Source organism: Gluconobacter sp. GP1, assembly GCF_032913585.1.
Lineage (GTDB): Bacteria > Pseudomonadota > Alphaproteobacteria > Acetobacterales > Acetobacteraceae > Gluconobacter > Gluconobacter cerinus.
The window spans coordinates 616,667-642,650 of record NZ_JASGXC010000002.1 but is presented as its reverse complement, the minus strand read 5'-3'; the positions used below and the strand labels follow the sequence as shown (position 1 = coordinate 642,650).

The 25,984-nt window shown below is 58.0% G+C and carries 24 protein-coding genes; 14 read left to right on the top strand and 10 right to left on the bottom strand.

Annotated elements, in window-relative coordinates; translation table 11 throughout:
• Positions 1–10 precede the first annotated feature (10 nt).
• On the bottom strand, positions 11–247 hold the full coding sequence (locus R5H23_RS07545; RefSeq protein ID WP_046899580.1) for a hypothetical protein: 237 nt from the start codon (positions 245–247) through the stop codon (positions 11–13).
• 174 nt (positions 248–421) lie between these two features.
• Between R5H23_RS07545 and R5H23_RS07540 the strand changes: the two genes are divergently transcribed.
• Positions 422–1,168, top strand: a complete 747-nt coding sequence (locus tag R5H23_RS07540; protein ID WP_016737749.1) for an orotate phosphoribosyltransferase — start codon at positions 422–424, stop codon at positions 1,166–1,168.
• Between the two features lie 5 nt (positions 1,169–1,173).
• Positions 1,174–2,010 carry a glutamate racemase gene (gene murI / locus R5H23_RS07535; RefSeq protein ID WP_317214976.1) on the top strand — a complete coding sequence of 279 codons (837 nt, stop codon included), beginning with the start codon at positions 1,174–1,176 and terminating at the stop codon, positions 2,008–2,010.
• 49 nt (positions 2,011–2,059) lie between these two features.
• Here the strand turns inward: murI and R5H23_RS07530 are convergent, their stop codons facing one another.
• Entirely contained in the window at positions 2,060–3,115 is a 1,056-nt protein-coding gene (locus tag R5H23_RS07530; protein WP_086634068.1) for a polyprenyl synthetase family protein, read from the bottom strand.
• A gap of 147 nt (positions 3,116–3,262) precedes the next feature.
• Between R5H23_RS07530 and R5H23_RS07525 the strand changes: the two genes are divergently transcribed.
• Entirely contained in the window at positions 3,263–4,102 is an 840-nt protein-coding gene (locus tag R5H23_RS07525) for an SAM-dependent methyltransferase (protein WP_317214974.1), read from the top strand.
• 18 nt (positions 4,103–4,120) lie between these two features.
• Here R5H23_RS07525 and R5H23_RS07520 read toward each other — a convergent pair whose 3' ends face one another.
• Complete coding sequence (locus tag R5H23_RS07520) at positions 4,121–5,146, bottom strand: ribonucleotide-diphosphate reductase subunit beta (protein WP_046899852.1); 1,026 nt, start codon at positions 5,144–5,146, stop codon at positions 4,121–4,123.
• A gap of 266 nt (positions 5,147–5,412) precedes the next feature.
• Between R5H23_RS07520 and R5H23_RS07515 the strand changes: the two genes are divergently transcribed.
• Positions 5,413–7,983 (top strand): YfhO family protein, encoded by a 2,571-nt coding sequence (locus R5H23_RS07515; protein WP_317214973.1) that lies wholly within the window; start codon positions 5,413–5,415, stop codon positions 7,981–7,983.
• 69 nt (positions 7,984–8,052) lie between these two features.
• Here R5H23_RS07515 and R5H23_RS07510 read toward each other — a convergent pair whose 3' ends face one another.
• Positions 8,053–9,906, bottom strand: coding sequence for a ribonucleoside-diphosphate reductase subunit alpha (locus R5H23_RS07510; protein WP_317215095.1), 1,854 nt, complete (start codon positions 9,904–9,906; stop codon positions 8,053–8,055).
• A gap of 438 nt (positions 9,907–10,344) precedes the next feature.
• Between R5H23_RS07510 and R5H23_RS07505 the strand changes: the two genes are divergently transcribed.
• Positions 10,345–10,776 carry an OsmC family protein gene (locus R5H23_RS07505; RefSeq protein ID WP_086634066.1) on the top strand — a complete coding sequence of 144 codons (432 nt, stop codon included), beginning with the start codon at positions 10,345–10,347 and terminating at the stop codon, positions 10,774–10,776.
• A gap of 16 nt (positions 10,777–10,792) precedes the next feature.
• Here R5H23_RS07505 and aroC read toward each other — a convergent pair whose 3' ends face one another.
• Both aroC and fabI read right to left on the bottom strand, forming a co-directional pair.
• Positions 10,793–11,875, bottom strand: a complete 1,083-nt coding sequence (gene aroC / locus R5H23_RS07500; RefSeq protein WP_317214972.1) for a chorismate synthase — start codon at positions 11,873–11,875, stop codon at positions 10,793–10,795.
• 2 nt (positions 11,876–11,877) lie between these two features.
• Positions 11,878–12,729 carry an enoyl-ACP reductase FabI gene (fabI, locus tag R5H23_RS07495; RefSeq protein WP_015074825.1) on the bottom strand — a complete coding sequence of 284 codons (852 nt, stop codon included), beginning with the start codon at positions 12,727–12,729 and terminating at the stop codon, positions 11,878–11,880.
• A 291-nt stretch (positions 12,730–13,020) separates the two neighbouring features.
• Between fabI and pdxH the strand changes: the two genes are divergently transcribed.
• The 7 genes from pdxH (at position 13,021) to R5H23_RS07460 (ending at position 19,694) form a co-directional block, all read left to right on the top strand.
• The gene (gene pdxH / locus R5H23_RS07490) at positions 13,021–13,623 is read left to right on the top strand and encodes a pyridoxamine 5'-phosphate oxidase (protein ID WP_317214970.1); all 603 of its coding nucleotides are present in this window, start codon (positions 13,021–13,023) and stop codon (positions 13,621–13,623) included.
• 42 nt (positions 13,624–13,665) lie between these two features.
• Positions 13,666–14,550: a universal stress protein gene (locus R5H23_RS07485; RefSeq protein WP_046899585.1), complete on the top strand. Its 885-nt coding sequence runs from the start codon at positions 13,666–13,668 to the stop codon at positions 14,548–14,550.
• Between the two features lie 75 nt (positions 14,551–14,625).
• A complete protein-coding gene (locus R5H23_RS07480) occupies positions 14,626–15,336 on the top strand; it encodes a polysaccharide lyase family 7 protein (RefSeq protein WP_317214969.1) in 711 nt (236 codons plus the stop codon).
• Positions 15,337–15,389: 53 nt separating this feature from the next.
• Positions 15,390–17,255, top strand: a complete 1,866-nt coding sequence (locus R5H23_RS07475; RefSeq protein ID WP_317214968.1) for a glycosyltransferase N-terminal domain-containing protein — start codon at positions 15,390–15,392, stop codon at positions 17,253–17,255.
• Positions 17,252–18,235, top strand: coding sequence for a tetraacyldisaccharide 4'-kinase (gene lpxK / locus R5H23_RS07470; protein ID WP_317214967.1), 984 nt, complete (start codon positions 17,252–17,254; stop codon positions 18,233–18,235). The genes R5H23_RS07475 and lpxK overlap by 4 nt, the downstream gene beginning before the upstream one ends.
• Positions 18,232–19,146 carry a lysophospholipid acyltransferase family protein gene (locus R5H23_RS07465; protein ID WP_317214966.1) on the top strand — a complete coding sequence of 305 codons (915 nt, stop codon included), beginning with the start codon at positions 18,232–18,234 and terminating at the stop codon, positions 19,144–19,146. The genes lpxK and R5H23_RS07465 overlap by 4 nt, the downstream gene beginning before the upstream one ends.
• A 164-nt stretch (positions 19,147–19,310) precedes the next feature.
• On the top strand, positions 19,311–19,694 hold the full coding sequence (locus tag R5H23_RS07460) for a hypothetical protein (protein WP_174694759.1): 384 nt from the start codon (positions 19,311–19,313) through the stop codon (positions 19,692–19,694).
• Positions 19,695–19,811: 117 nt separating this feature from the next.
• Here R5H23_RS07460 and R5H23_RS07455 read toward each other — a convergent pair whose 3' ends face one another.
• Positions 19,812–21,092 carry a penicillin-binding protein activator gene (locus tag R5H23_RS07455; protein ID WP_317214965.1) on the bottom strand — a complete coding sequence of 427 codons (1,281 nt, stop codon included), beginning with the start codon at positions 21,090–21,092 and terminating at the stop codon, positions 19,812–19,814.
• Between the two features lie 149 nt (positions 21,093–21,241).
• On the opposite strand from R5H23_RS07455, the gene rsmI reads away from it, so the two are divergent.
• The gene (gene rsmI, locus R5H23_RS07450; protein ID WP_317215094.1) at positions 21,242–22,075 is read left to right on the top strand and encodes a 16S rRNA (cytidine(1402)-2'-O)-methyltransferase; all 834 of its coding nucleotides are present in this window, start codon (positions 21,242–21,244) and stop codon (positions 22,073–22,075) included.
• 3 nt (positions 22,076–22,078) lie between these two features.
• On the opposite strand, the gene R5H23_RS07445 is transcribed toward rsmI, so the two are convergent.
• The 3 genes from R5H23_RS07445 to R5H23_RS07435 all read right to left on the bottom strand — a co-directional run bounded on the left by R5H23_RS07445 (position 22,079) and on the right by R5H23_RS07435 (position 25,031).
• Positions 22,079–22,711 (bottom strand): outer membrane lipoprotein carrier protein LolA, encoded by a 633-nt coding sequence (locus R5H23_RS07445; protein WP_064274045.1) that lies wholly within the window; start codon positions 22,709–22,711, stop codon positions 22,079–22,081.
• Between the two features lie 127 nt (positions 22,712–22,838).
• The gene (locus R5H23_RS07440; protein WP_317214964.1) at positions 22,839–24,215 is read right to left on the bottom strand and encodes a glutamate--cysteine ligase; all 1,377 of its coding nucleotides are present in this window, start codon (positions 24,213–24,215) and stop codon (positions 22,839–22,841) included.
• A 75-nt stretch (positions 24,216–24,290) separates the two neighbouring features.
• Positions 24,291–25,031, bottom strand: a complete 741-nt coding sequence (locus R5H23_RS07435) for a 16S rRNA (uracil(1498)-N(3))-methyltransferase (RefSeq protein WP_211516396.1) — start codon at positions 25,029–25,031, stop codon at positions 24,291–24,293.
• Positions 25,032–25,067: 36 nt separating this feature from the next.
• On the opposite strand from R5H23_RS07435, the gene ubiA reads away from it, so the two are divergent.
• Positions 25,068–25,979, top strand: a complete 912-nt coding sequence (gene ubiA / locus R5H23_RS07430; protein WP_211509162.1) for a 4-hydroxybenzoate octaprenyltransferase — start codon at positions 25,068–25,070, stop codon at positions 25,977–25,979.
• Positions 25,980–25,984: the final 5 nt, after the last annotated feature.

Here is a 25,984-nt window from a genome sequence, read left to right as displayed (position 1 = left end):
ACGGGCTGGATTAGCAATCACAGCCCGGAGTCTGGCCATCAGCCTTGCGGACAACGTGATGGTCGATCCATTCCGCAACAAGGCGGCGTGCTTCCGTGATGGAAGATTCAGGATGATGGATGCGGTAAAGCGTCGTGCATGCAGCAAAGGCCTGCATGTCCGGCTGACCGACCTCACGCAGTTCCTGATAGGCTGTGACAACGGCACGTTCGCATTTCCGGCCGATCCGGCTGGTTTCGATGCTCACTTTTGATCCTGCTTCAGAAGAGGAAAAACGGTCTTACTCCTTAGGGGGCAAGGCCTGACTGCGCAAGCATAGATTGGGTCTCCCTATAACAGCAACAAGTGCGTACGAATTTGGCACTACCCTTTGTGTCTTGTGGCCGGTAAACCACAGAAAACGACGTCAGTGGAGAGCAGCATGACACAACATGGAGAGAGCCCGATCGCGGGTCGCACCCAGTGGGACCGGGACGCAGCCCTGACCACCGCCCGCATCCTTCTGGAGATCAAGGCCGTCAACTTCCGTCCGGAAGAGCCTTACACCCTGACGTCAGGCTGGAAATCCCCGGTCTATATCGACTGCCGCAAGATCATCTTCTTCCCCCGCGCCCGGACCAAGATCATGGAACTGGCTGTCGAGAAGATCGGCCGCCACATCGGCTATGAAAGCATCGATGCGGTTGTCGGCGGCGAGACAGCAGGTATTCCGTTCGCTGCGTGGATTGCAGATCGCATGATGACGCCGATGGCGTATGTCCGCAAAAAGCCGAAGGGCTTTGGCCGTAATGCGCAGATCGAAGGTGATGTGCCCGATGGCATGCGCACACTGCTGGTCGAAGACCTGACGACGGATGGCGCATCCAAGATCCGATTCGCCAATGCCCTGCGCGATGCGGGCGCCATCGTGAACCACACCTTCGTCGTGTTCTTCTACGGAGTCTTCCCAGGCGCCCACAAAACGCTGGCAGACATGGACATTTCCCTGCACGCCCTATGCACCTGGTGGGATGTTCTCGAAGCGTGTGCAGGCGGCGATTATTTCTCTGAAAAGGACAGCGCCGAGGTTCGTCGCTTCCTTGAAGATCCCTGTGGCTGGTCCCGCAAGCATGGCGGTGTCGGCAGCGCCGAAGAAGCGCTGGCGCTCAAGGCCAAAGCAGAAGGCTGACGCCCGTGGGCTCTCCTGCCCTTTTGTCCCGATGCCTTGTTTTTGACTCGGGCATCGGGGGGATGGGTGTCGTTCAGGCTCTGCGCGACATCCTCCCCGCCCTCACGATCGACTATCTGGCTGACACCGCGCTGTTTCCATATGGGGAACAACCTGATGACCGCTTGACCGGCCGCATTGTCAGCCTGCTCGAAGCAGCCTGCCGTGACGTCCAGCCAGACGTTCTGGTGATTGCCTGCAATACGGCGAGCACTATTGCCCTGCCAGCGCTCCGGGAACGTCTCTCCATCCCCGTTGTCGGATGCGTCCCCCCTATCCGCTGGGCTGGGCGCGTTTCCACAACCCGGACCGTTGGTCTGCTGTCCACGTCAGCAACGGCCCGGCGCCCCTATGTTCTGGAACTGCATCGGCAGTTTGCCTCGGATTGCCGTCTCATCACCCATGGTGCGCGTGGACTGGCTGATCTGGCCGAACGCGCCTTTCTGGGCGATGCCATTCCGGATGCAGACGTCGAACGCGAACTGACCTGCCTGTTCGAACAGCCTCATGGCGAGGCCATCGATACGGTCGGGCTTGGCTGCACGCATTACACGTTTCTGATGCCAGCTTTTCAGCGCCTTGCACGCTCAAACCTGAACTGGCTCGACCCGGCACCAGCCGTCGCCCGACAGGTGCGGACTGTGCTTGAAACCCTAGCACCCATCACGACAGACAACGTCGCAGCACCGCCCCGGCTTTTCATGACAAGCGCACCATTCAATGCGCCACGTCTGGAAGCTGCCGTAAGCCGTTTAGGTTTTTCGGAATGGTCTCTTTTCAGCCCGCTCGCACTGACGGCCTGAGAGCACAGTCTGCGCCAGCCCTGAGCGGACTGACGCAGAACGGTTTTTTTTAGCGCGCCCGGTTCACGGTGAACTGAACTGTCTCAATCAGAAGGCGACGCAGTTCGCTATCGGGGAAAATAGACAGGGCTTCAACAGCCGCATCTGCATAGACCTGCGCCCGGGCGATCGTCGTATTGATCGCACCGGTTTTCGCAATCAGGTTCAGAGCGTGAGGCAGATCTTCCTCAGTCTGCTCACCTTCCCCGATAACACGCTCCCAGAACACACGCTCTTCCGGTGAGCCGGCCTCATAGGCGGCCAGAACTGGCAGAGTAATCTTGCCTTCCCGCATGTCATCGCCAACGGTCTTGCCCAGAACCTGCTGGTCCGCGGCATAATCGAGAGCATCATCAACAAGCTGGAACGCCATACCAAGATTGGTGCCAAACTGCTCCAGAGCATCCTCTTCGGCATCCGGACGCTCAGCGACGACAGCACCAACGCGGCAGGCGGCCGCAAACAGTGCGGCCGTCTTGCCGTGAATGACTTCCAGATACCGCTCAACAGGCGTCGTGAGATCGTTCTGCACAACCATCTGAAGGACTTCGCCCTCAGCAATCGTTGCAGACGCATCTGACAGGATCGCCATGACCTTCAGGGAGCCGTCTGCCGTCATAAGCTGGAACGAACGGGCGAACAGGAAGTCCCCCACCAGAACAGACGCCTTATTGCCGAACACGGCATTAGCCGAAGCCAGACCGCGACGCAGCGTGCTCTCGTCCACCACATCATCATGCAGCAGAGTTGCGGTGTGAATGAACTCCACGCAGGCTGCGAGCCCGACATGACGCTGATGGTCAGGGCCTGGCTGATAACCACACAACCGTGCTGAAGCGAGCGTCAGAAGGGGACGAAGGCGCTTGCCGCCAGCAGCCACCAGGTGAGCGCCAAGCTGCGGGATCAGGGGGACAGGGCTCTCCATCCGCGCGATAATGGCGCGGTTGCAAGCCAGCATGTCCTCTTCGAGATAGGCTGACAGCGCTGATAGTGCGCTTTCGCCACCTGTACCCTGAACCACAGCTTTATCAACGGTCACGGCAGCATCCGGTGCGGCAGAATCCAAGGGTCTTTACTCCAGTTCCTGCACACTATCCCAGGACTGCCCAGGACCGTGCAGGCACGATATGATGTGGCGTATCCCTGCTCGTTCTTCCTGTCTGGAAAAGCGACCAGGCCATATTAACGCCGGACGACAGGTTGGAATGACCATATGAGCGGCAGCAGGAAGGTGGTCAACCCATTGCAGCCCCCTAAGACCCATCTGAAGAGCACTTCCCCCCTTTCTGAAAACGAAAGGGACGGAACATTGCTCAACGGACGACTCCACTACCGACAATTTCGGAAGGGCTATCGCACAGGGCTTGAGCCCGTCCTGATGGCGGCAGCGGTCCCTGCACGAGCTGGAGAGACTGTTCTGGAGGCAGGATGCGGTGCAGGCGCAGGCTTGCTATGCCTTGCAGCACGTGTTGCTGGCGTGAGCGGTATTGGGCTTGAAGCAGATGCGGATACAGTAAAACTGGCAGCTCACAATTTCCTGAACAACCCGTTTCCAGACTCGCGAACATCGCTTTCGGCTCTTCAGGCGGTGCTCCCGACGATCCCATCATCTTTGCGAGCTCTGGCTCCGACAGCCAATGGTCGCTTCCATCACGTGATGGCCAATCCTCCTTGGCACAGTGCGCATGGTACGCCCTCCCCCGACGAACGACGGCGGCTGGCCCTCAGCGCAGAAGACACCGACCCACAGGCCTGGATCCGCAGCCTCACCCGCTGGGTTCTGCCCGGTGGAACACTGACGTTCATCATATCCGCAGCGATCACGGACAGAGCCTGCCAGACGCTTTTGGAAAACGGGTGCGGTTCACTCCAGCTCTACCCCTTCTGGCCCAAACAGGGACGGGAAGCGAAACTGGTGCTGATCCAGGCCATCCACGGCGGCAAAGGCATCTTTCGCCTGCGTCCGGGACTGATTTTGCATGAAGAGGATGGCCGCTTTACCGATGCGGCCGAACGGGTTCTGCGACGGGGAGAAAGCCTGCCCGAAAGCTGACTCTCCCCTATCCCCAGATTATTCGAAGACGCTGCCTTCAAAGGCTTCTTCCCAGGTGCCGGACGTAGAGGCACGGGAGTATTCCGTAGAGCGGTTTTCGAAGAAGTTGGCATGCTCAACAGCGTTCAGCATGTCATCAATCCACGGGAGCGGATTTTCTTCCTCACCATAAACCGGATCAAGACCCAGCTGCGTCAGACGACGATCCGCAATGAAGCGAATGTAACGCTTGACGTCTTCCGAGGACATTCCCTCAACCGGGCCCATTTCAAAAGCCAGATCAATGAACGCGTCTTCATGCTCAACGGTCGTGCGGCAGATTTCCTTCAGTTCTTCACGGAAATCTTCCGTCCACAGTTCCGGATTCTCACGAATGAACGTGCGGAACAGACGGATCATGGACAGGCAGTGCAGCGTTTCATCACGCACGGACCAAGAGACAATCTGCCCCATGCCCTTGAGCTTGTTGAAGCGCGGGAAGTTCAGCAGGATCGCGAACGATGCGAAAAGCTGAAGCCCTTCCATGAAGGCGCCGAAGGCCGCCATGGTCTTCGCGATCTCACGCTTGTTGTCGATGTTAAACGACTGCATGAAATCGTATTTATCCTTCATCTCCTTGTACTTCAGGAAGGCCGAATACTCTGTTTCTGGCATCCCGATGGTGTCGAGAAGATGGGAATAGGCCGCAATGTGGATCGTCTCGATGTTCGAGAACGATGACAGCATCATCAGCACTTCAGTCGGCTTGAAGACCTGGCTGTAATATTTCATGTACGCGGAATTCACTTCCACGTCGGCCTGCGTGAAGAAGCGGAAGATCTGCGTCACGAGATGCTGCTCGGCTTCCGTCAACGTACGATGCCAATCCTTCACGTCATCAGCCAGCGGCACTTCTTCCGGGAGCCAGTGAACGCGCTGCTGGGTTAGCCAGGCGTCATAGGCCCACGGGTAGCGAAACGGTTTGTACACCGGGTTCGCAGTCATCAGGTCATAATGCTGCTCGGTCGCTGGCGTTTCGCCAGCATTCGGGGTCGTGTTGCTCATGACCTTACTTTCCTCAAAGACACGTTCTTCCTGTGGCCGCGTTTCATCCGATCCGGACAAGACAGACACGTGAAAATTCGTGTTTTTCAATACCTTAGTCCGACTGAAGACCATCGCAGGGGCGCAGCGACGCACAACCCAGGTCATTCAGAATCATTCTGAGGCAGATCATAACGTCCGACGCTGCATCAGTCGACAATCCATTCGCTTGTGGGACGAAAACACGGGGGTTATGCAATCAACACAACCCTCCACCTGGAGCTTCCATGCCCCCGAAAACGCGTCGCTTCTGGCCTCGCTCTCACCTTCTCGCGCTGATCTTCCTGCCAATCTGCATCTATCTGCCGGAATGGCTCGGATTACGCTCCAGCGACCCAATGATGACGACATCACTGATGGTGCAGAACTCCGCCAGTGCCGCGAAGGGACTGATACCGGGACATCCAGGCTGGATCGACGGTTGCGCAGGCGTTTTCGTAGAAGCCCTCGGCCGACTTGTGGCGCACGACTGGGTGCATGGTGTCATTCCCTGGTGGAATCCCTACAGCGGTGTCGGCATGCCTTTGGCGGGCGAATACCAGCCTGCCGCATTTTTTCTACCATTCGTGCTGTTTCTGGGGCTGCCGAATGGTCTCCTGATGATGAAGTGCACTCTGCAAATCATAGCGGGCCTGTCCACATATGCATTTTTGAAACAGCTGCGCCTCGATCTGCGCGCCGCGCTGATCGGTGGCCTGCTCTATGCTTTCAACGGCACCTATGCATGGGCTTCGGACGGCCCGTCTGAACCCCTCGCCTTTCTGCCTCTCGCTCTCTATGGCGTGGAACGTGCCCGAACCGGGAATTGGGGCTGGCTTGCTCTAAGCCTGACCTATCTCCTGTTGGCAGGCTTTCCCGAAACTGCCTTTCTTTTAGGACTGATCGCGCTCGGGCTTGCAGTTCTACGCTTTTTCCAGACTGCTCCTGACAGCAGATCCCGCTTTGCCCTTCACATCTGCCTTGGGGGCCTCACGGCAGGCTTGATTGCCGCCCCGCAACTCCTCGCGTTTCTGACATTCCTACCCCATGCTGACATCGGTGTTCACGGCGGCATCAATGATGAGACCCTGCCGCATCAGGCATGGTCGATGCTGCTATTCCCCTACATCAACGGCCCCATATTCTACGGCTCCGAATTGGATGCATGGTATGCCCTAGGAGGCTATTGCGGGCTTACTCTTCCGTTTCTGGCTTTATGCGCCATCGGGGGCAACAACGAGCGAGGGCTGCGCTTCCTGCTGCTCGGCATTTTCCTTGCTGTCGTGGGAAAACAGGCCGGTGTTCCGGGGCTCACTCAACTCGTCGATCTGGTGCCAGGACTTGGGCACACCGTATTCTTTCGCCTTTGCGAACCCATGGTGGAAAGCTGCCTGATCCTTCTCGCAGCCTTCGCCCTGGATGACATGTTCCGTGGTGTGTGGCGCCGCAGAGCAATCATCCTGTCTACTTGTGTGATGAGCGCCCTGATTGTCACGACCTATGGTCTGGATCATCAGTTCCTGACTAAACTTTGCTCGGTTTCCGAAGGACCAGTTTCCTCCCACATCTATGCAGTAGGATCGCTGATTTTTGGCAGCTTCTGCTTGGCTGTTGTGGTTTTTCTTGCAACGAGCAGGAAACATCCGAAAATTATTGGAACGGTTCTCTTTTGTGAGACCCTTTTATTGTTCGAAATTCCTCTTCTAAGCGCCTATCCGGAACAACCCCATCCAGACCAACGCCTTATTACGGCACTACAGGGTGAAACCGGCCTACAGCGCTTCGTGACCATTGGCCCGATTGAGCCAAATTATGGCGCTTATCTGCGGATCGCCTCTATCAATCACAACGCCATTCCCACGCCGAAAGCATGGATCGAGCGCCTGAAACAGGACTTCGGCTCAAAAGTCGACGCCGTAACCTTTAATGGCTCCTATCCTTTTGCTGAAAACGGGGATGCCTTTCTGGAAGCCTCTTTAGCCCGGCATCCTGATCTATTTGCCAAACTCGGCGTATCAGCCCTGCTGGTTCCTCCGGGTCATGGCATGCCAAGCATCGCGCCCTATCCCCTAGAAAACCGCCAGCAAAACGGCTTTCCTCTGACGCCGAACTCGCCAGAGGTCACAATCAATATTTCATCGTGGGAAAAGCCGGTTAGCCGCTTGGCAACGCTGCAATTGGGCACTTACGCCGGAAACTCGAACGGAATTCTGATTCTGTCCATTTGTTCCGACACGCAATGCGCAACGGGTCAGGCACGGTTGAAAGAGGCAACAGACAACGGTCTGACGTCGATCGAACTGGATAAAATCATTCCTGCCGATGCCCATACCCTGACGTTAAGCCTCAACGAGGCCACCACAGACGTTATGATCTGGTCCACCGTGAAGGATCATGTGGCTTGGCCGCGCATCCACTTTGAGACAGAGGCTGTGCGCGAAGCCATGATGCCCGTCCTGCACACGGGAACCGGAGATCTCATCCGGCTGAAGAGCGCTGCCCCCTATTTTGAGACTGAAGCAGCCTGCACCCTTACTCTGAAAGACCGGGAGACGCTTGCCGCAAGCTGCCCGGCGCCGACTTATCTTATCCGTCGCGAAGTGATGCTGCCGGGATGGACGGCCGAGGTGAATGGCACTTTCATCGTCCCGGAAGTGTGGGACGGGTTATTTGAACGTATCCCGCTTCCTGCAGGACCAACCCGGATCCACTTTCATTTTGCACCTCCCGGCGCAACATTCGGATGGATCGCTACAGCACTGGGGCTCATCCTGCTCTGGCTGGGTTTCCGTCGCGTTAAAGCGCCTGATACGCCCTGAGAACATAAAAAAAAGCCCGGCTCCCAAAACGAGGAGCCGGGCTTTTCAAACCGATAGTCCCAGCCTGCCTTACTGACAGGCGAGGCACTCGTCATAATCGCCACTGCTCATTTTGCCACGCGGGGCAGCCTGCACAGTAGCTTCGTACTTCTCATCGTCCAGAATATCGCTCTTCACGGCCAGCGTGGAGACTGCATCAGCACGCTGCACCGACAGGGAACGGCAGTAATACAGAGACTTCAGGCCTTTCTTCCAAGCCTGGAAGTGGATCTGATGCAGGTCGCGCTTATGAACATCCGCCGGCAGGAAGAGGTTGACCGACTGTGCCTGACAGATGAACGGCGCACGGTCGGCGGCATGTTCGACAACCCAGCGCTGATCCAGCTCAAAGGCCGTCTTGAAGACGTCCTTCTCATCCTGCGTCAGGAAGTCCAGATGCTGAACGGAGCCTTTGCTCAGGGTGATGTCAGACCACACCTTGTCCGTATTCTGACCGCGCTCTTCAAGGATCGTGGTCAGATGACGGTTACGGACCGAGAACGAGCCGGACAGGGTCTTCTGAAGGAAGACGTTCGCACTGATCGGCTCAATACCGGGGCTGGCATTACCCGTGATGATGGAAATGGACGCCGTCGGAGCAATCGCCAGCTTGTGCGAGAAGCGCTCCATGAAGCCGTATTCCTCGGCATCCGGGCACGGACCACGCAGTTCCGCCAGCTTCTTTGACGCCGCATCGGCCTGAGCGCGAATATGCTGGAAGATCTTCTTGTTCCAGACCTTCGCCATCACACTCTCGAACGGGATCATCCGGGCCTGAAGGAAGGAATGGTATCCCATCACGCCCAGGCCGACAGACCGCTCACGGGCAGCAGCATACTTGGCACGCGCCATGTCGTCCGGGGCGCGGTCAATGAAATCCTGCAGAACGTTATCGAGGAACAGCATGACGTCCTCGATGAACTGCGGATCATCTTTCCACTCGTCCCAGGTTTCCAGGTTCAGGGAAGACAGGCAGCAGACAGCCGTCCGGTTCTTGCCATGATGGTCTATGCCGGTCGGCAACGTGATCTCGGCGCAAAGATTGGAGGTCTTGACCTCAAGACCGGCCAGCTTGTGGTGTTCCGGACGGGCACGGTTCACATGATCCGAGTAGATGATGTACGGCTCGCCCTGCTCCATGCGGGCCGTCAGGATACGGATCCAGAGCCCACGAGCAGACACCTTGCGGATGATGCTGTGATCCTTCGGGGACAGCAGCGGCCATTCCTCGTCCGCCTCAACAGCGCGCATGAAGGCGTCTGTGATCAGAACGCCATGATGCAGGTTCAGGGCCTTACGGTTTGGGTCACCGCCCGTTGGGCGGCGCATTTCCGTGAATTCTTCGATTTCAGGATGCCAGACCGGCAGATACACAGCCGCAGACCCACGACGCAGAGACCCCTGCGAGATAGCTAGTGTCAGGCTGTCCATCACGCGGATGAACGGAATGACGCCGGACGTCTTGCCGTTACGACCGATGTTCTCGCCGATTGAGCGCAAATTGCCCCAATAAGACCCGATGCCGCCGCCCTTGGATGCCAGCCAGACGTTTTCGTTCCAGAGGCCGACGATACCTTCCAGGCTATCTTCGGCTTCGTTCAGGAAGCAGGAAATCGGCAGACCGCGGGACGTTCCACCGTTAGACAGAATCGGTGTAGCTGGCATGAACCAGTGGCGCGAAATGTAATCATAAATACGCTGGGCATGGCCCTGATCCGCCCCGTAATAGGACGCAACACGCGCAAACAGATCCTGATAATGCTCGCCTGGCAGAAGGTAGCGGTTGTTCAGAGTCGCCTTGCCAAAATCCGTCAAAAGCGAATCACGTGAACGATCCACACGGACGGCATGATGACCCGGAAGCTGCACGACATCATCGAACATGTCTGGCGTTTCTTCTCCCTCCCCAACGGCGCGCTCGCCAACAGGATGGTCAACAGGCGGAAGCACGTCATGCGGGCGGTCGGCCGTATGTGGCGTGTCCATCGTCACGTCATGAAGTGTCATTGCGCTCTGCTCCGGCAGTCTGATTTTTTCGATTTGATGCCCCTCCAATTCCACACCCGCGCCCGTCACTGCAAGCGAACTCTTCTCTTGCAAATTGGAAAGAGCTGTGAATTTGGAGTCATCCATATCTAGGGGCATAAACGATCCACACCCCTATATATTGGGGCAATCGCAGAAAACCGCCATAGGTTCCCATTCATCCCCAAGGGGCTTTTCCTGAGTGACATCACAACCACACCACACGGTTTTTTCACGGCAACGTTTCCTGTCTGGTCACGTTGGAGACAGCATCCCCCAACACGCGGAGAGCGTCTCATGACCATCAACAAGAAAGCTTCGGCCCACTGGAGCGGTACCATCAAGGAAGGCAAGGGCACCATCTCAACGCAGAGCGGCGCCCTTCAGGACCAGCCTTATGGTTTCAACACGCGATTCGAAGACAAGCCCGGCACCAACCCAGAAGAACTGCTCGGCGCGGCCCACGCCAGCTGCTTCACAATGGCGCTATCTCTGATCCTTGGTGATGCTGGCTTTACAGCCGACTCCCTCGACACGGAGTCGACAATTTCCCTGGATAAGGTTGGCGATGGCTTTGCCGTCACGAAGGCCCATCTGACGCTTCGTGGCGTGGTTCCGAACGCGACCGAGGCCGACTTCTTGGATGCTGCCAACAAGGCCAAGATCGGCTGTCCGATGTCCAAGGTTCTCAATACGGAGATCACCCTGGACGCCAAGCTTGCCAGCTAAAGCCTGAAGGCTGGGATCAGTTGTCCCAGCCGCACTGCGCATGATTGCGAAGCAGATGGTCTGCCAGAACGCAGGCCATCATAGCTTCCGCTACGGGCACGGCACGGATACCAATACACGGATCGTGTCGTCCCTTGGTGCGCACCTCAACCGAATCCCCTGCACTATTGATGCTCGGCACAGGGGTCAGGATCGAACTGGTTGGCTTGATGGCGAAGCGGGCCACGATCGGTTGCCCCGTGGAGATGCCCCCTAGGATGCCGCCCGCATGGTTCGATGCGAACTGCGGCCCCGATGCGATCGGATCGGCGTTCTGCTCACCGCGAAGAGCCGCGACAGCGAAGCCGTCACCGATCTCAACGCCCTTCACACCATTGATGCCCATAAGAGCGCCGGCGAGATCAGCATCGAGCTTCCCATAGACTGGCGCACCAAGACCCGGTGGCAGACCTTCCGCAACAACTTCAACAGTGGCCCCGATGGACGATCCATCCTTGCGAATAGAATCGAGCAGCTCTTCCCAAGGGCCGACGCTCGCAGCGTCCGGACACCAGAGCGGGTTGCGCTCCACTTCGTCCCAGTCCCAGCGGGTTGGATCAATGGTCTGACCGCCAATCCCTGTCAGGGCCGCGCGAATCTTCACGCCTTCCCCGACCAGAGTTTTCAGAAGCACACGGGCCACAGCACCAGCCGCGACACGCATAGCCGTTTCACGAGCAGACGAGCGACCGCCCCCTCGGTAATCGCGGATGCCATATTTCAGATCGTAGGCAATGTCCGCATGGCCCGGACGATAGCTCTGGGCAATCTCACCATAATCTTTCGACCGCTGATCGGTGTTTTCGATCATCAGCGAAATAGGCGTGCCGGTCGTCTGGCCTTCAAACACCCCCGACAGGATCCGGACCTGATCCGGTTCCCGACGCTGGGTCGTGAAGCGGGACTGCCCTGGCCGACGGCGGTCGAGCCAAGGCTGGATGTCCGCTTCGGACAGCTTCAGGCGAGGTGGACAGCCATCTACGACACAGCCGATGGCTGGACCGTGGCTTTCACCCCAGGTGGTGACGCGAAAGAGTTGCCCGAAGCTGTTGTCTGACATTGTCAGTCCCCGGAGCTGACAGCTGCGATGTCAGGAGCTGCCGGGTTCTTCATGCCAACCGTGTGGTAGCCACAATCCACATGATGGATTTCGCCCGTCACGCCGCTGGAGAGGTCGGAGAGCAGGTACATGCCCGAACCACCAACGTCCTTCAGAGTCACGTTACGCTCCATCGGGGCGTTGAGCTGGTTCCAGCGCAGGATGTAGCGGAAGTCGCTGATGCCGTTGGCGGCCAGCGTCATGATCGGGCCTGCGGAGATGCCGTTCACGCGGATATCGTCACGGCCGAGATCAGCGGCCATGTAACGCACGGAGGCTTCTAGAGCCGCCTTGGCAACACCCATGACGTTGTAATGTGGCATGACGCGCTCGGCACCGAGATAGGTCATGCTCAGGAACGAACCACCAGCATTCATCATGGCAGACGCGCGACGGGCGACGGACACGAAGGAATAGCAGGAAATGTCCATGGCCTGCAGGAACGCATCACGCGGCGTGTCAATGTAACGGCCGCGCAGGTACTGCTTGTCAGCAAAAGCGATGGCGTGAAGCACGAAGTCGATCTTGCCCCACACCTTTTCGATTTCATCGAACGTCGCATCGATTGCTGCATCATCGCTGACATCACACGGCAGAACCAGATCAGAGCCAACGCTTTCTGCGAGGGGACGCACGCGCTTGCCAAGAGCTTCACCCTGATAGGTGAAAGCGAGTTCCGCGCCCTGTGCAGCACAGGCGCTCGCGATAGCCCAAGCGATGGAATGCTTGTTGGCGACACCCATGATAACACCGCGCTTGCCCTTCATGAGGGTGCCGGTCACGGGAGCCGGGATGTTGTCTTCTGTTTCAGACATTGAAGGTTTCCTGAATCGCGTTGGCGTGTTAGCGCCGTGGTCGCACAAGAGATGCCAGCAAACAAGAGTAACACGACACTCAATGCCTCTTGCACGGCAGTTTCCAGCCGTAGTGTGGATTTCAGGCCCATGAGGCAGGTCAAGGCAACCGCTCCTGCTTTCTCTATATAATGCCTCTGACGCCATAATTCGGAGCCGGAACCTGACAGGGTCTGTTCCGGGACCCGGACGGAGCCGCTATGGTTCTCACATCGCCCTTTCGGGCTGTCCCCGCTGCTTCAGGAGACTTCCATGCCCTCTCTGCCCCTCATCGATCTGACTTCTGATCCATTTGCCCTGTTTGCAGCCTGGATGTCAGACGCAGAAGCGTCTGAGCCCAATGACCCCAACGCCATGGCCGTTGCAACATCCACGCCAGATGGCCGTCCTTCCGTTCGCATGCTGTTGCTCAAGGGCGCGGACGAGCGCGGATTTGTCTTCTATACAAACGTGGAGAGCCGCAAAGGTGGCGACCTGCTGGCCAATCCGCATGTCGCCCTGCTGTTCCACTGGAAGTCCCTGCGTCGGCAGATCCGGATCGAAGGACCGGTTACGCAGGTCAGTGACGAGGAAGCAGATGCTTATTTCGCCAGCCGGTCGCCCATGTCCAGGCTGGGGGCCATTGCATCTGACCAGTCACGCCCTCTGGATGAGCGCAGCACCTTTGAAGAGCGCCTGAAGGCCGCAGAAGGAAAATATGGCAATGGCCCTATTCCACGCCCGAACAACTGGACAGGTTTCCGCGTTGCTCCAGACGCCATAGAGTTCTGGCAGGACCGGCCTTTCCGCCTCCATGACCGAGCATTATGGACTCGTGATGGATCTGAATGGAACGTCACGCGTCTTTATCCGTAAAGATAGAGAACACCCTTTTCCCAAGGTGGGGAGCCTTACGTTATGCTTATCGAAATCAAGAACATCCTTCTCCCCCTCACCGGGGCCGACGATCTGGATTCAGTTATGTCGGTGGCCCTGGATTTTGCCCGTCGTTTTGATGCACACCTGTCTGCTGTCGTTGTCGGATCAGATCCGACCGAAGTTGCCACACTCGCTGGCGAAGGCATTTCTGCCGGAATGGTGACGGAAATGATTGATGCGGCGGCCACGGAAGCTCACCGCCGCGCCATCAGGATCCGACACAGCTTCGACAGCTTCGTGCATAATAACGGACTTCGCCGCGTCGAGGCCTCCAAGATCGGCATGTCCATTGGCGGCGGTGTCAGTGCCAGCCTCGAAGTGCTGGATGGCACGGAACATGATGCTCTGACATGGCGCTCACGTCTGGCAGACATGACGCTCGTGCCCAATCTCATTTCAGCCACTGACCCGCGCGCATCAGAAACACTGCATGCCATTCTTTTTGACAGCGGGCGTCCTCTGGTCATTGCTCCGCCAATTGCTCCGAAAACGGTAGGCAGCCGCATTGCCATTGCCTGGAACGGAACGCCCGAGTCTTCGCTCGCACTCCGCTGCATTCTGCCATGGGCGCATACCGCGGAAGGCGTTCAGGTTTTGACATGCCAGGAATATCAGCGTCGTGGCCCTACAGGCGACGATGTTGTCCGTTATCTGCGTCTGCATGGCATTTCCGCTACGACACGTGCCTGCGACCCCATCAATAAGGATGTCGGTGCCGGCCTGTTGAAGGGGGCTGAAGATTTTGGCGCCGATATGCTGAGCATGGGAGCCTACTCCCACTCCCGTCTTCGCCAGATGATTCTGGGGGGCGTGACCCGTCATATTCTTGAGAACATGAAACTCACGGTTCTCATGAGCCGCTAATCATGCGTCCTTTTCGGGAGTTCTGCGTTGAAACAGTCATCTGACGTCACAACCAGAACCCCGGAAGGACACATTATGATCTCCCGACTTGCTGGCCCAGCTTTTTGCCTAAGTGCTCTGATCGCTATGCCGGTGCATGCCATGGATGTCCCGCAAGCACCGGACATTTCGGCTTTTACACTCCAGGAGCCTGCCAAGCGTTTGGGCCTGCATCTTGTTCCGTCCGCGACACTTGGCTCTGGCTACAACACAGCTTTTTACTCCCGCGATCAGCAGACAGGTGCCCTAACGCTCACGACTGACGGCCTCCAGCCAGTCATCCGTGGAAAGGTCGCTCCGGAGACGCTTTTGCGAGAAAATACCGCATGGTATTTTCAGCAAACGAATTCTGACATGCAAGCGACTGTGCACATTGATCAGCTTCCGCGAAATGGAAAAGTGGTCATTGGCCGCCTGGCAAACACACAGCATCCAGTGGCGGAGCTAAGTGTTCAGGGCGACCGGGTCTTTGCACTCGTGGATAATGGGACATCCAAGCAGAGCGTTGTGGTCGGTACGGTTTATCCGCATCAGACCATTCGCTATGAAATTCGCACGTCTCCGAATGGTCTGATGCGCATCATCGTCAACGGAACAGAAAATCACTTCTCATTGCCCTCTGCCGCGATAGCACAGGGTGTATGGTTCGAAGCTGTGGCTGGCGAACAGGGTTGGCACGCGCCAACTCACTCCGATATGGCCCGGGTAACCTTCACCAGCCTTCAGGTTCATCACGAAGCAGCCTGACAGTCTGTCACAAAGTTTTGCGAGCGCCATCTGACCATGCTACCCGACTGCTCATGATATCGCCCGCTCGCATGATCCATGTCTGGTTAGGTGCCTGTCTGCGCTCCACCCACTGGAATGTCGGAGGCACCAAACAGGCAAGAGCACTTCTGACGCAAGCTGATCAGGGAACAGTTCTTGCCCTCTGGCACCGTTCCCTGACCTTGGCTCCAGCGCTCTGGTTCTGGGCCCGCGCGATCGAACCACGGGTGAAGCTCCGGGTTCTGATTTCCCGCAACGCGGATGGACGCCTCATCGCGGACGCTATTCGCCCATGGGGAATCATTGGCATTCATGGCTCCACGTCCCGCAAAGGGAAGGACAAAGGCGGTGCGGCGGCACTGAGAGTCGCTCTCCGGGAGCTGAAGGAGGGTGCTTTTGTCGCCATTACTCCAGATGGCCCGCGTGGCCCGGCGGAAGAGGTTCAGCCGGGCATTCTCGTGCTATCGCGGATTTCCAGACGCCCCATTATTCCGCTGGGTATGGCCTGTAACAGCATTCGCCTGCCCTCGTGGGACGGCCTTACATTTCCACTCCCCTTTGGGCGCGGGTCTGTCGTGGTCGGTGAACCGCTTGTTGAACCGGACACAGAGACGCTCCGTGTTGCACTCAATGCCGTTGCGGACCAGGCAGAAGCTAACGTTCGCAATCAAAATCTTTCCGTCATGGATCGGTTGTGGGGGGCCGTTGGCAGCCTTCTGGCTCCTGCTCTGACGATCATGCTGCGGGTACGTCTGAAGCGAGGACGGGAGCTGCCAGACCGCCTTCGTGAAAGAATGGGTCTAGGGGGCGGTCATCGCCCAAAAGGCACACTTCTCTGGATACATGCTGCCAGCGTGGGGGAGACCCTGTGTGCGCGACCATTGCTTGATGATCTTCTGCAGAAGCGCCCGGATCTGCATGTCCTGTTCACAACCGCCACGGTGACGGGCGCAGAAATTGTCAGCCGCCATCCAGAATTCGGGCGCCGCGTCTCTCATCGTTTTATTCCTCACGATGTGCCGCGCTGGTTTGGCCGATTTCTCAAGCGTTGGAAGCCGGACGGTGCTGTCTTTGTAGAAAGTGAACTCTGGCCCGGCATCATTGCAGCCTGCTACCGCAAGGCTATTCCCGTCATGCTGGTCAACGGTCGCCTCTCGGATCGCTCGGCTCGCCGGTGGAAAAAAGCCGCCAGCCTGACTGGACGCATGTTTTCTCGCCTCTCCTGGGTTGCAGCCCGAGGCCCGGAAGACGCGGCACACTTCCGCTCCTTAGGCACAAAAGCCGTTTATGAAGATGGAGACCTCAAACAGGACGCTCCTCCTTTGTTATGCGACTTCGCGGAATTGGAGCGACTTCAGGCCGTGATTGGAAATCGTCCGGTTTTCGTCGCGGCTTCGACTCATCCTGGTGAGGAGGAATTGGTTCTGGCAGCAGCAACACTCGCCAGAGAAAAACAACCCGACCTTCTGACGATCCTCATCCCCCGGCATCCCAAACGTGGCGAGGAACTGGCTTCGCGCTTTGATCTGCCCCGGCGATCCGTTGGGCAGGAGCCGAACAACAAGGCTCATGGCTGGATTGCCGACACATTGGGGGAACTGGGCCTGTTCTACAGACTCGCGAATTGCTGCTTCCTCGGCAACTCTCTCGCGGGGAAAGGCGGTGGCCACAATCCTTTCGAGCCACTTCGCCTGGGCGTTCCGACAGCAAGCGGCCCTCTTATGGAAAACTGGCGGGAAGCGGTTAGCCTGCTGCACGATTATCTTCACATCGTTAAGGATATCGATAGTCTGAGCCAGTGGATCACTGAACCTCATGTCACGCCTTCACCCGCAGTGCTTCAGCGCTCCGTGGTGTCCAGACTAAGCCCCCGCATTCTGGAGACACTTGAACGATGAGACTACGGGCTCCGCGATTCTGGTCCGTCCCGAGGGTAGGCCCTGCGGCATTCATGCTGCGCCCTTTGGCAGGAATCGCGACCCGTTTGACCCGTCGCCGCATGACCCGGGAAGGCTACCGAGCCGTAGTCCCGGTACTATGCTGCGGCAACGTGACTGCTGGGGGCACGGGAAAAACACCCCTGACACTGGATCTGGTCCAAAGACTGAAAGATCGTGGACATTCTCCGCATATTCTCAGCCGCGGTCATGGTGGCAGAGAGAAAGGTCCGCTGGAGGTCAATCCGGGGCGTTCGAGCGCCCGTGATGTCGGCGATGAGCCTCTTCTTCTAGCAAAAGCTGCTCCAACATGGGTCGGAGCAGACCGGGCCCAGACCGCAAGACTGGCGATTGGCCAAGGCGCTGATTGTCTCGTGATGGATGATGGTTTCCAGAACCCAGGACTTCACAAGGACCTCTCGGTGCTGGTCGTGGATGGCGTCGTGGGGTTTGGCAACGGGCAGGTCATGCCCGCCGGTCCTCTGCGTGAACCGGTGCTGGATGCTCTGAAGCGTGCGCAGTGTGTGGTCATCATCGGAGAAGACCGCCACGGCCTGCTGCTCACCCTTCCCCCATTTCTCTTCAAAGCTCAGGCCAGACTGGTTCCCGGCCCTGAAATCCGCGGTCTGCAAGGCCGGAGAGTTGTCGCTTTCGCGGGGATCGGCCGCCCCGATAAATTTTTCACCATGCTGCAGGACGCAGGTGTTTCCCCTGTTCGCTGCCTTCCCTTTCCGGATCATCATGCCTACTCGGCCAATGACATCCAGCGCCTTGAAACGCTGCGTCGGGAATCCGGAACCACGCTCGTGACCACAGCCAAGGATGCGGTCAAACTTCCTCCCGCTTTCCGGGCGCAGGTCACCGTCATCAACGTTGAGCTTCTTTGGGCGGACCCAAAAGCGCCGGACCATATTCTGGATCTTCTGTTCCCTCACTCATGACTTCAATTCCACATCGGGCGGAAGCCCTGCTTGTGCGCGTCCTGCTGGGCTGGCTGCGCATTCTCCCCTCTGCGGCCGCGTCCACACTGGGTGGCTCTGTCGCGCGCCATATCGGGCCTCTTATTCCCGTTTCCAGAGTTGCCGACCGAAACCTGCAACTGGCCATGCCACAGCTGACCAGGGAAGAGCGGGGCAGTATCGTCAAAGACTGCTGGGAAAACCTGGGACGCACCGTAGCGGAGTTTCCGCATGTGGGCCGATTGAAACAGAACACGCCGACCGGCCCAGGATGGCGTGTTGAAGGATCGGAATATCTGGAAGCCGCACGCGCAACGGGGCGCCCGGTCATTTTCTTTTCCGGCCATATTGGCAACTGGGAACTCATGCCCCCGGTCGTCGCGCGATTCGGGATGCCCTTTGCTTCCTTCTATCGGGCAGCCAGCAATCCGATTGTAGATTCCATCATTCATGCCCTCCGCCGCCGAGCTATGCGCATGGATGTTCCGATGTTCCCCAAAGGAGCCCGTGGAGCTCGCTCTGCGCTGAAGCACCTGTCTCACGGCGGGCATTTAGGCGTGCTTGGCGATCAGAAAATGAATGATGGCATCGAGGCCCGTCTTTTCGGTCGTCCCGCCATGACAGCCTCTGCAACTGCCGTGTTTGCCCTGCGGCATAAAGCCTTGATTGTAACCGGACATGTGCGCCGCGAAGGCCCTGCCAGACTGGTACTCGTTGTGGATCCCCCCATTGACCCACAGCCTACCGAGAATCGTCAGGCAGATGTCCTGAAGCTGACGCAGCAACTCAACGACTGTCTTCAGGAGTGGATAGAGCAGGAGCCCGGCTCATGGCTCTGGCTTCACCGGAGATGGGACAAGGCGCTGTATCGGAATATGACAACAACATGTTGAGCCATGCAATTTTTGCATGGCAGATTTGTCACAGTGGGGAAAGTTTATGTCGCGGAAAGGGGTTTTGGCGTCATTTTAGATTGTGAAAGGGGCCGTTTGGATTTTAGCCTGACCTTATCGCAATCCACGGGCTCCCCCGCCCCGCTCTGATGAGGACTTTCCTGATGGCGCAGGCAACTCCCCTATACGATCTTTCACCCGTTTCGATGGGCGGTAATGTCGTGACGTTGAGGCAGGGTGTTCTCCCTCGTCACCGCGAATATCTGTCGCGGTGGCTGGAAGCCGGAATGCGGATGGGTCTCTTCGATGCAGAAATCACACCGACGGATTCCGGGGTCACGAATTTCGATGGAACAACGCCCATTGAGCATGTTCTGGTCTGGGTCCGTGAGAACCCGGATCCAGCCTACATGCTCCGCCCGCAAGGGATGCGTTGGGTCCTGATCGATCATCTGCGCAATCATGAACTGGGCAGCTATGCCAGCTTCGAACTGGCTCTTCACACTATTCGCCCGGTTCTGCCGCTGGCCGAGACCTACGCAGCCTGATCTGCGCGGTCAGGATTCACCCCTGACACGCCAGTTGGCTTTCAAGAAAAGCCATAAAAAAAACACGCGCCAATCGCCATGGACGCGTGTTTCTGTTTCTGAACCAGCAGTATTTTCTCAGCTTGGACGGACCGCAATATCCCGCGATGCTGGAACAACGATGCGGGCACCTCCGCCACGCTGAATCTGGAAAATAGCCAGCGCGCGAGTGACATGACCGTCAGCGCGCAGGCGGAACAGGCCATCCACACCCATATAGCCGTCCGGACGGGTCAACGCCTGAACGGTCGGGCCTCCCTGCTTCATCAGGTTGCCGGCAAGAGCTGCGGCATCATAGGCGAAATCCGTCACAGGTGATGGCGCCTGATGATAAACCGCCTTGTATTGGGCCACGTACCCATTGCGATCCTTGGCATCGGGCGCAGCATACCAGGCACCATGCAGGGCACTGAGCTTGCCATCAAATGCCTTCCAGAGTGCTGGCCCCATGATCTGCACCTGATCTGACGTCACTTGGTCAGCGTGTAGCGCAGTGATGATGCGCCCTAGCTCCACACCGGTATCTGCCAGCAGAAGAGCGTCAAACGGAGGGGGCGGCACCGCTGGCGCAGCAACTGGAGTTGCTGGCGGCTGCGCAGGCGTTGTCGAGTCGGCAGGCGAATCGGCTGTGGGATCAACAGCCGATGGACCGGTCGGCGTCGAAACCACAGCTGCCGGCGGCTGGCGATTGGCAATATCTGAAAGGGATTTCAGGCCATCGTCGATGGTTTGCGCATCCATGGAATGGAAAACGATCTGCGGATCTTTCAGGCCGTCATCCCGGCAGGCCCGCTGTAGTCCTTCCGCCATCGCATGCCCCAGCGCGCTATCTGGCAAAAAGGCTGCAAAATTCTTACGGCCTGTTGCACGTGCAGCATCCACCATCCGGCGAACCTGCTGCTCCGGTGTCAGGCCCATCACCCAGACGCCAGGACGAGCCTGTGTGGAATCGCTTGTGAACGCCAGAACAGGCTTGCCTGCTTCAACAGCCAGCGGCGCAAGAGCCGCAGTTTCTGTAGCCGTTAGCGGCCCAAGGAGCATGGCATCGCCACGCGTCAGGGCATCATGGGCAGCCTGAGCTGCGCCACCAGCAGCGTTGCTGTCATGAACGTCCAGCACAGGCGAGCCTTGTGAAGACAGAGCCAGCTTGGCTGCATCACGCATTCGCGCACCGATGGCACCGTAGCGTCCCGTCAGGGGAAGGATAAGGCCAACGTCATGCGCGCCAGGAGCCTGGCCTGAGCCGGGAATTCCACCCACGCCAGATGTCAAAGAGGAGTTTCCGCCGGAGCAGGCGGCCAGCGTCAGGAAGGTTCCTGCGGCCAGCCCAGTGCTTACACCCTTGCGCAGACGGCTCATCGGTCCAGAATAGACCCTTGAGTTCGTCACCGAGGATGCAGATGTCCGAAAAGTCATGTTCCGCTGAAACTCCCTTGAGCGATACGGCTGAAACGTTAACGGCCGCCCCGCCTTCGGAGCATGGCCCGAGAGTGGGGGGACAACTGATATTGGTTGCGACGCCGATCGGCAACCTGGCCGATATCAGCGAGCGCGCGATTGAAGCCTTGAACAGTGTTGAAGCTATTTTATGCGAAGATACACGCGTTACGGCAAAATTATTGATGTCGCGCAACATCTCCACTCCCACACGAACGCTTCACGATCATAACGAACAGGATCGCGCACCGTTCTTTGTGGAAAAAATGGTGGCTGGTGCCAGCTTTGCCGTGGTGTCAGACGCAGGCACTCCACTCGTCTCGGACCCAGGCTATCGGCTCGTCCGGGCAGCAATCGCCGCTGGCGTCCATGTTACGGCCATTCCGGGTCCAAACGCTGTCATCACGGCTCTGACTCTTTCAGGCCTCCCCCCTCTTCCCTTCATGTTTCTCGGCTTTCCCGCGCCGCGAAGCGAAGCCCGCAAGACAGGCTTCGCGACGCTTCGGGCCGCAGAACAGGCTGGCGTTCGTTCCACTCTGATCTGGTATGAGGGGCCGCACCGCCTCGTCGAGACACTGGAAGATCTGATTACCGTCTTCGGCCCTGACCGTGAGGCAGCGGTTGGCAGAGAACTGACAAAACGCTTCGAAGAGATGGTGCGGGGAACGTTGGCGGAAGTATTCGCCCATTTCCAGGACACCGCACCGCGGGGTGAGATTACACTCCTGATCGGCCCCTCAGCAGAGGACGATAGCGGAGCAGATGATCTGGATACGCATCTCCGCGAAGCGCTGACCAGTCATTCGGTGAAGGATGCGGCCACTCTCGTGGCGGGAATTATCAAACTGCCCAAGCGCACGGTTTATGCCCGCGCACTGGAGCTTTCCCGCGAAACAAAGGACTGAACGTCAGTCCTCAGACTTCGGGAGCGTGAACAGAGACTGGGATACGCTCCCACCCGTTCTGATATCTGACAGGGCGATGCGCGTTGTTCGGCCCTGCGCATCCACGACTTCCCACCCCAGAAGAGCAAGTGGCGCTTCGGAGAACATTAGGGTCAGATTCCCCTCACCCGGGCTCTCCGTTTTTTCAACCTGAAGGTTGATCTGACCGTTCTTACGCTCAAATCCTGTCACCGTGACATCGCCCGAGAGCTTCAGATCAGGCCTTAGCAGCAAACCGAGGGGAGTACGGTCCAGCGGCATAACCGTTACCTGTCCGACGCTCCGATCCTGAAAAACGACTTTGCCATCATTGGCCACAAGAAGAAGCGGGCTGGGACTGTCATAGTCGAAGCGCATCCGCCCCGGACGATCAAGCGTCGCTGTCCCGGCAACAGCTTTCCCATCTGGTGCAATTTGTTGAAACCGCGCCTGAAGCGTTGTGATCTGCGCCAGCGTATCCTGAACGCGCGCAACCCAGCCCTGATCCACAGGACGGAGTTGTGCGGGAACGGCCTGAGCCATGGCAGGCAGCGGAAGAGCTGCTACGGATATGAAAGCGCTGGCTACAGCCGCGCGGAAGAAAAGACGGTTCATCATGCCTCTGGAACTGCCGATCAGGTCACGGGTTGCAAAAAGCTTCGCACCTGCATTCCATAACGTGTTCCTGCACAAACCGGAAACTGATCGCAGCAGGGCTTAACGCCCTACTCCGATGCGTCTGACTTCAGATCGATGCTTCGCGGAACAGCGGCTTCACATTTCCGCCCCATGCACCTTCATACAGGGCAAGCCAGTACTCAGCCTGGTTGGGGCCACCATCTGCAATCAGATGCAGCGGATCCAGGAACTGTGCTTCGTTGCGAACACGGGCGCGAAGTCCCTGCTCCGCGAGAGCCACAACGCGCTTTGCCAGCGCTTTCAGGCCACCGGGGAAGTCAGCCTGCATGCCCTTGGCAGGAACATCCGCACGGAGTTGCTGATAAACCTCCCAAGGCTGTTCCAATACCAGCTTTTCAGCTGCTTCCAACGTTGCAGCATCGTAGAACAGGCCAACCCAAAGCGCAGACTGGGCAACCATCATCTCCGGACGACCGGCGTCCGCGCCACGCATCTCAAGGAACTGCTTGAGGCGCACGTCAGGGAAAACAGTCGTGAGGTGATCCTCAAAATCACCAATTGTCGGCGTCAGACCTTCCAGAGCAGGCTGCGCAGTGCCTTCCAACCAACGCCGGAAGGAGCAGCCACTGGCGTCGATGTTTTTTCCGTCCCGAGCGACGAAATACATCGGCACATCCAGCGCCCAGTCCACGTATTTCTCGAAGCTGAAATCTTCTGCGAAGAACAGCGATGGCTGGCCTGAACGCTGATTATCGGTATCCGTCCAGATACGGGCGCGATTGGAAAGGAAGCCGTTTGCTTTGCCTTCCACAAAAGGCGAATTCGCGAACAGAGCCGTAGCCAATGGCTGAAGCGCCAGCGATACACGCATCTTGCGGGCCATATCGGCTTCATCACCGAAGTCCAGATTGACCTGCACAGTACAGGTCCGCGTCATCATATCCAGGCCCATCGTGCCAACCTTGGGCATATAACTGCGCATGATGGCGTACCGACTCTTGGGCATCCACGGCATCTCGTCGCGCGCCCAGAGCGGCTGAAAACCAAATGGCAGAAAGCCAAGTCCGAGCTCAGCAGCAGGACCGCGGATCAGATCGAAATGCTCCTGCATCTCGCTCTGCGTTTCCTGCAAGGAGACAACCGGCGCACCAGAAAGCTCGAACTGTCCAGCAGGCTCCAGAGAAATGGACCGCCCTTTCTGGCTGTTCTGCCCGGCCAGACCGATCAGCGCCTCACCGTCGTGGATCGGAGCCCAGTCCGGCCCCTCCAGTTTCCGCAACAGCGCGCCAATACCTTTGGGTTCATAAGGCGGCGCTGACAACGGTGTACGCCCATCATCCTGCCCCGGCAGTACAAAGCCGAACTTCTCGTGTTCGGTTCCGATCTTCCATTCGGACCGCGGCTTGGAGCCCCGTTCCAGAACCTCGACGAGCTGCGCCCGATTCTCGATCGTTGCGCTATTAGACGTGCCGGGATTGGACATGGCGGTTTTGCCTCGATTTGCGATCGTTGTTCGATATTGATTGAACTTGTAGCACCTCAGACTGTCCTGTCACCCTCAGGCGCCACGACGCAGTGCAAGTCGCGCCAGTCCGGCGCAGACAGCCGTCTCGGCGCGCAATACCAGCGGCCCTAGTGTCAGCGCATGAACAGCAGGATGCTTCTGAAGCAGCGCTACCTCCGCATCGGAAAAGCCGCCTTCAGGCCCAATGAGAAGAGCAGACGCGACCAAAGGACCATCTGCCCCGGGACGTCGCTCAAGAGCCGCAAACAACGGCTTGTCTTCCGGCCATTCCGCAAGAACGGATTTCAGGGGCTCCAGCGGCAGGATTTCAGGAATATCCAGCCGCTCGCATTGTTCAGCGGCTTCACTGGCAATCAGCGCAAGACGGTCGAGGTTCAGGCGATGCGTGTTTGTGCGCTCTGTTACGACGGGCCGAAAACACGTCACCCCGAGTTCTGTCCCCATCCGGATAACGAGTTCTGTCGCGTCACGCTTCAGGGGCGCAAACAGGAGTTCCACACCATCTGTGACCTGAGGTGCGCGCTCTCGCGTTCCCAGCCGCACTGTTCCCTTGTCTTTTCGCAAGGTCTGGATGATGGCGTTCCACTCTCCATCGCGCGCATTAAAGACACGTACCGGATCTCCAGTGCTCTGCCGCATTACATTGCCAAGGTAGTGGGCCTGACTGGCGGGAAGAGGAAGTTCCAGCCCTTCCGTGAAGGGAACATCCGGCACTTCAAGATAAAGACGGGGATCAGATCGGCTCATCCTCTCCCGATAGCGCGCAACAGCCATTGACGGAAGCGCATCTGCCCCTCATCACGTGCTTTGATGAGTGAAACCCGCCCCCATACCGATATCAGCCTGACAGGCTGGACTGGCCGCCTGCCTGAACCATGGCGGTCCTACGCACTTTTGGCCCGACTGGATCGCCCAGTTGGGACATGGCTGCTGTTTCTCCCTGGGGTTTGGGGATTGTTCCTTGCACCGGATGCGCCACTCGGACTCCGCGTTGTCTACACAGCGCTGTTCGCGTTCGGCTCACTCGTTATGCGCTCTGCCGGATGCGTGGTGAATGACATCTGGGACCGGGATATTGATGCCAAGGTTGCTCGAACCGCCGGCCGTCCACTTGCCAGCGGTGCGCTCTCCCTGAAGCAGGGCCTTAAGCTGCTGGCCTTTTTACTTCTGTGCGGTCTGGGCGTTCTGGTGTGTCTGCCGCGCACATGCTGGCTTCTGGCGCCCTTTGCTTTGCTGCTTGTAGCGCTTTACCCCGCGGCAAAGCGTGTGACGTGGTGGCCACAACTCGTCATGGGCTTCACGTTCGGTTTCGGTGCGCCCATGGGCTATGCCGCAGCAGGGGGTGGCCTGGATGGAAATGGCGCGCTGCTGTATGGCGCCGTCATCCTTTGGCAACTCGGATTCGATACCATCTATGGCTTCCAGGACATGGAAGATGACGCCCGCATCGGTGTTCGCTCCACGTCTCGCCTTATGGAGAAGCGCGCTCAGCCCTTTATTGCCACCTGCTACAGCCTGATGCTTCTGGCGCTGGGACTCGTCGCCATTCATGCCCATCTGCATCTGGGGTTCTGGCTGTTCTTCCTGATTGCAGGCGGACTCCTTCTCCAGCAGGCTCGCACGCTGAACCCATACGATGCGCCAAACTGCCTGCGACAATTCAAGCAGAACGTTCCAATCGGTTTCCTTCTGGCTCTGGCCTTTATCTGCGGAAGACTTTGAACATC